The sequence below is a fragment of the Campylobacter concisus genome (genome assembly GCF_002913865.1).
Classification (GTDB): Bacteria; Campylobacterota; Campylobacteria; order Campylobacterales; family Campylobacteraceae; genus Campylobacter_A; species Campylobacter_A concisus_AM.
In genome coordinates this window covers 1-6,066 of sequence record NZ_POYX01000057.1, presented here as the reverse complement: position 1 = coordinate 6,066, position 6,066 = coordinate 1, and the positions used below count along the sequence as shown (strand labels likewise).

The 6,066-nt window shown below is 38.4% G+C and carries 4 protein-coding genes; all 4 read right to left on the bottom strand.

Annotated features, from left to right (window positions below):
* Nucleotides 1–3,689, bottom strand: a 3,689-nt coding sequence (locus CYP77_RS03695) for a diguanylate cyclase domain-containing protein (protein WP_258033422.1), incomplete at its 3' end; no start/stop codon positions are given.
* A gap of 119 nt (nt 3,690–3,808) precedes the next feature.
* The gene (locus CYP77_RS03690) at nt 3,809–4,429 is read right to left on the bottom strand and encodes an NAD(P)H-dependent oxidoreductase (RefSeq protein ID WP_103567013.1); all 621 of its coding nucleotides are present in this window, start codon (nt 4,427–4,429) and stop codon (nt 3,809–3,811) included.
* A 107-nt stretch (nt 4,430–4,536) separates the two neighbouring features.
* A complete protein-coding gene (selD, locus tag CYP77_RS03685; protein ID WP_103567014.1) occupies nt 4,537–5,559 on the bottom strand; it encodes a selenide, water dikinase SelD in 1,023 nt (340 codons plus the stop codon).
* Nucleotides 5,556–6,066 (bottom strand): sulfurtransferase-like selenium metabolism protein YedF (gene yedF, locus CYP77_RS03680; RefSeq protein WP_103599692.1); only part of this gene is annotated, 511 nt, incomplete at its 5' end. The genes yedF and selD, both read right to left, overlap by 4 nt.

Sequence of the window (6,066 nt, the reverse complement as noted above, 5' to 3'; positions counted from 1 at the left end):
TGGCCTTGAAATTTATCAAATCCAAGACCAAGCAAAAACTCAAGCGTTCTTTTATCATCGATATTTTTTATAGTTGTATTTAGTCCAAATTTATCAGCCACAAACCTTATCATATTTATGCTCTCAAGCGCCTCTTTTGAGCTGAAGATATGTTTGCAGAATTTATTATCTATGTTGAAGCGATTTGTCTTTAGCATACCAAGAGCTTCAATCGAGCTTGAGTATGATGCAAAGTCATCAAGCGAGAAGTGTATGCCAAGCTCTTTATACTTTCTAACATAAATTTCTAAAACTTCTAAATTTGTAGCCGTTGCAGCGTCGATAACGTCGATGATAAGCCCAGTTGGATCAAGGCTTTTATCCTCATCAAAGATCGCCTTAAATTTCTGCCAAAACTCCTGCGTAAAGAGCTTTTTAACGCTTAAATTTACGCGAACCTTTGCGCTTATGCCATTTTCTAGCCACATTTTTCTAGCTAAAAGCGCTTCTTTTATCGTAAATAAAGCGATATTGCTAGATGCGCTACTTGTCCTTATAAGTGGTAAAAAGTCGCTTGGGTAGATGATCTCGCCATCTTTTCTCCATCTAATAAGCGCTTCAAAACTTAAAGTCTCGCCCGTGCTAAAGCTGATCTCTGGCTGAAATTCTAAAAACATCTCTCCAGCGTCAAGCGCTTTTAAAATTTTTGAGCCATCTTCGTACTGGCTCTTAAAATAGACATCTTTTTTCGCATCAAATGTATAGCTTCTGTTTTTGCCACTTATCTTGGCTTGATACATCGCCCAGTCGGCTCTTTGTAGCACATCATCAGCCCCAAGCTCACTATCGGCCAAGGCTATGCCTATGCTAGCGCTTGCTTTTAGTTTTAGCTCATCTATCTTTACTTCATCTGAAGCTAGCCTTATCATATTTTGCGCTATCTCATAGACTTCACCTAAATTTTCGTAGTTTATGACGCCTACAAACTCATCTCCGCCTATCCTTGCAAAGATATTTTTGCCATTAAACATAGCGCCTATTTTTTCAGAGATAGCTACTAAAAATTTATCGCCTATTTGGTGGCCGAAGTTGTCGTTTATACCCTTAAAATCATCAATATCAAGGTAGATGACGGCTATTTTTTGTTCATTTTTTTGTATGAGAGAATTTAGCTTGTTGTAGAGTAAAAATCTATTTGGTAGCTTTGTGAGCGGATCGTGATATGCGATAAATTCTAGATATTTCTCATTTTGAGCTTCGTTATTTGCAAGCATTGCGAGCATGATGTAGCCAGTTCTTTTCTCGCTCGCATCAATAAGTGGTAAAATTTCTATGACTTCAAGCTTGCTCTTATTTTTATTATTTTCACTCCAAACCTTACCACTCCATGAGCCACCGCTGTTTATAGTGTCTATGATCTGGTGCTTTATATCGCTTAAGCCTTGCTTTATAAAGGTGATATCTTTTAGATATACACTATCTTTTGAGCCCGAACTTTCAAAAAATGTATCATTTGCATCAATGACCTTTAGCTCCTCATCAAGCAAGATGACCTCTTCTTTGCTAAATGAGAAAATTTTTGCAAGTAGGTCTTGACAGACAAAGAAGCTATCTTCTAGGCTAAGGTCTTTTAGTGTGCCTTTTATCAAGCTTACTTCGCCAAATTCATCGTATTCAAGTGCTTTTGCTCTTAGTCTAAAGTGTAGAATTTCTTTATCTATGCTATAAAGTTTGATATCTTTAATGTATGTTTGAGCGTCTCTTATACTCTCAAAAAAGCTATAAAAGCTATCAAATTCATCAACAAAGACCGACTTTGCCTGCTCGAAATTTAGAGTGCTTTGCGTGCCAAGAACCTTGCTTAGCTCGTCTGAGATATTAAGCATGTCGCTTCTTTTATCCCAAGTAAAGACATTTGCCTCACTCGCCCAAAGCAGCGCCTTGCTCTCTTTGCTTTGTTTTTCAAATCTCTCTTGAAGCTTTAGCATATCGCTAAGATCGGTAAATGAGTAGATTATCTTTTGCTCGTCTGCATCGATAAATTTAGCCTTTATCTTAAATGGAATTTTCTTGCCATAAGCGTTTGTCATATTTGCTATGAAATTTAGCTCTTCATTTTTAAAGCTTGCTTGCAAAAAGGCTTTTTTGCTTGCTAGCACGGCAGCTTTAAAGCTATCAAAGTCTTCGCTTGCAATGATATCTTCTAAATTTATGAGACCTTGGCTTTGGACATTAAAAATCCTCTCGACATTGTTTGTGCTTTGGATGATCAAAAATGGCTCTTTTGCTGAAGCGATAGCGATAACATTTGGCGATAAAAAGACGTAGCTTTTGATGATATCATCATTTCTTTGCGTCATCTTTTCTTGAGTGATATCCTTTATAAGTATGAAATTTAGCCTAGTGTTTTCTAGCTCAAAGCTACTTTGGGTTACTAAAACATCGATGATTTCACCATTTTTACGCCTTAGCTTAGCCTCGTATGATAGATTATTATTGATAGCATTTTTTCTATCTTCTGCTAAATTCTTAGATTCATCTTCAAGAAGTTCTTTTATATTTAGATCCGCGACGTCATCTTTTTTGTAGCCTAGTTTTTCTAAAAGAGCGTTGCTAATGTCCGTGATGACGCCAGTATAAGCGTCAAAGACCACGATCTTTAAAAAGCTCTTTTCAAAGACATAGCCAAATCTACTCTCGTAGCTTTGTGCTGTCTCGTAAGCTTTATCTCTATCTTCGTAGAGTTTTTTGATGCTGTTATTTAGCAAGATAAATTCTTTTACGTCAAAGTCCTCATCAGTTGGCTTGCTTTTATCTGTCGCAAAAAGAGCGATCCTAGTAAATGGAGAGAGAATTTTGTCTTTTATATATGAGTTGTCGCGTAGCCAAAGTATGCTAAATGTTACAAAGCAGAAGAACGAAAGCACGACTAGAACTAGCTGGATAAAGATCTGAAGCTGCCTACTAGAGCCTGTTATGACAAATAGTTTTTGCTCTTCTAGGTAGCTGATTTTGTAAAAATTCATATCCTTTAGCATAAAAATGATCTTGTCACTTTTAAACTCGCCACCTTGTGAGATGTATTTATTAAAGTCCTCTTTTATAAATTTTTTATAAAACTCATCTCTTGAGAGGTTGCCGTCTTTATCAACCAAAAAGACGTATGCGCCAAAATTTTTGTTATAACTTGTATCAACTCTGTTTTTTAAAAAATTTTGACTTAGTTGAACAAGAATTTTATTGCCATTTTTTAGCCCATAAGCTATGTAGATATCTTTAAAGCGTCTATTTTTATAAAATCTATCAGAGAGCCTAAACTCGCCTGCTTTGATATCTGAAAACCACGAGATATCGTAGTTGTGTAACTCAAAAGCGCCCTCAAATTTACGCTCATAAAGCAAGGAGTTGTCTTTTGCTATCACGTAAAAAGCGGTGTAAAATTTACTTACAACAGTATCTTCATAAAATGGCTCTACGCCGTTTGCTATGAGTCTTGCCTTTGTGGTGATATTGTCTTTTACCTCTACAAATGTATTGACGATATTGTTTCTAGTGATAAAATTTAGTGTTGAAATTTCATATTTTATATCGTTTATGCCAGCAAATATGACAAAAAGTGCAAGAAAGATGAAGGCAAAAAGAAGTAGTGCTATCTTTACATAGAACCTCTTAAAAATCTGCAAAACTGGTTTAGCGCTATTTTTTTGCATTAAATTTAAGCCTCGCTTTTTAAAACTAGCCATGATTTTAACGCAAATTTACTTTTTTTAGCTTATAAAATGCCTTTTTGTTTAAATTTAAAGAGATCACAGGGCTTTTGCCCCGTGAGTTAGTAGATCCAAGTAACTACTTCGGCTCTTTGTCTGCGTAGTTTTTCAGGTTGTGGGTTTAGGCGGTAGCCAAATGGCACTACGATAGCCACTCTTTTTTCGCTCTCATCAAGGCCTAAAATTTCATTTAAAGCGTGTCTGTCAAAGCCTTCCATCGGGCAGCTGTCAATCCCAAGGCTAGCGGCTGCGTTCATCATATTTGTCGCAGCTATCATGCACTGCTCGTGTGACCACTGAAAGGTTAGCTCATCGTCATTTTTAAAATTTGATAGTAGAAAAAATTTCTGCCTTGCAGCGATAGCTTCAATATTTTTGTCGTCTCTTCTAGCGATCATTTTATCAACGTAGTTGCTACCAAATTTTATCTCTTTGACCTTTGCTAAAATGACAACCAAATGCGAGCAAGAGGTGATTTGCACTTGGTTCCACGAAACAGCTTTTATCTTCTCTCTAAGCTCCTTGTTTTGCACGACCAAAAAGTCCCACTGCTCAAGCCCAGTCGAGCTTGGGCTTAGTCTGCCAGCCTCTAGTATAAAGTCAAATTCGCCAGCTCCGATCTTTTTGTTCTCGTCAAAAATTTTGCAAGCGTGACGAAATTTTAAAATTTCAAGATAGTTCATCATATCTCCTTTGTTAAATTTCTTGACATTATAAAGCGACTAGGTAAATTAAAAGAAATTTAGCCAGACTTTAGCTGGCCTTGAAATAGGCTAAATTTAGCCTAGAGTTAGTTTAAAAATATATCAAACTCGCCTTTTTGGACTGTTTGTGCGATGATGGCTGAGCGCTCATAGCCAGCCTCTTTTAGGCGCTTTAGAGCTAAATTTGCATCGTTCTCGCTAACAGCTAGCAAAAGTCCGCCAGAAGTTTGCGCGTCAAAAAGCAAGATATCAGCCTCTTTGCTCACAAAATGCTTTGCAAATTCGCGGTTTTTGTAGCTTCCCTCTGGGATGATGCCCATATCGGCAAATTCTTTCGCACTTGCGATCACTGGCACATCTTTTTCAAAGACGTTAAAGCTGATCTTATCGTTTAACATCTCGCTTAAATGCCCTAAAAAGCCAAATCCAGTCACATCAGTAGCCGCATAGACTTTGATGCCACTTAGTGCTTTTAGAGCGTAGAAATTTAGCTGAGCCATGATGCTTGCGACCTCACTTATCTGCTCCATGCTTAGCAGATCAGCCTTGATCGCTGTGCTTAAGATGCCACTGCCAAGAGGCTTTGTGAGAATGAGGACGTTGCCAACCTCTGCTGTGTTGTTTGCCCAGAAATTTTGTGGGCTCACCTTGCCAGTGACGCTTAGTCCATAATACATCTGCTGCGTCTCTATCGTGTGTCCGCCAACGATGACGCCGCCACACTCTCTTACTTTATCGGCTCCTCCTTGTAAAATTTCGCCTAAAATTTCAGGCGCAAGGTTGCAGCTATCAAAGCCCACGATGTTTAGAGCGTTTATCACCTCGCCACCCATCGCAAAGACGTCGCTTAGGCTGTTTGCAGCAGCGATCTGACCATAGATAAATGGATCATTTACTACTGGCGTGATAAAGTCAAGCGTCTGAACAAGTGCAAGATCGTCTGAGAGCTTAAAAACGCTCGCGTCCTCGTTTGAGCCGATGCTTGAGAGCAGGTTTGGATGAGATAAATTTAAACTACTAATCGTTTTGTGAAGACCCGACGGGTCAAGCTTAGCAGCTCAGCCAGCGGCTTTAACGAACTGCGTAAGCTTTTTGTCGTGATAGATCATAGTTTGATTTGCTCGTGAGTTGAGAGTATGTCGATGATCTCATAAGCGTTTGAAATTTCGCCAACTGCAAGATCGCTCACTAGTTTATAAGCCTCCAAGCAGCTTCCGCAGCTTAAAATTTGAACGCCAGTAGCTTCAAGATCTTTAAGTGGCTTAAAGCTTGGATGTGCGCGGTTTGTGGTCATCTTAACGGCGTTATTTACGCAGATGATTATCTTTGGTTTTTTCTCTACTTGAAGAAGTGCGCCTAGAAATTTTGATAGCAAATTTATGCCAACTTCGCCGCTACCTGCGCGCTCTTCGTTTAGATAGAGCACTTTTTCGTTTTTTGGTGTTATATCGCAGACAAATTCGTCAAAATTTGTAAGCTCAAGTGCGCTTTTGCCCTTGATGGCTAAAATTTTAGTCTCATTGCCGTTGCTTTCTAGGCTAAATTCTATATTCTGATTTTTTAAAAATCTTGAGATATTTTCTTTTGGAGCTAGGGCATTTACGATGATCTCTAGG

Bases quoted from the DNA above. Each gene is read 5' to 3' on its own strand.
- CYP77_RS03690 (WP_103567013.1), bottom strand. From the start codon at position 4,429: ATGAACTATCTTGAAATTTTAAAATTTCGTCACGCTTGCAAAATTTTT.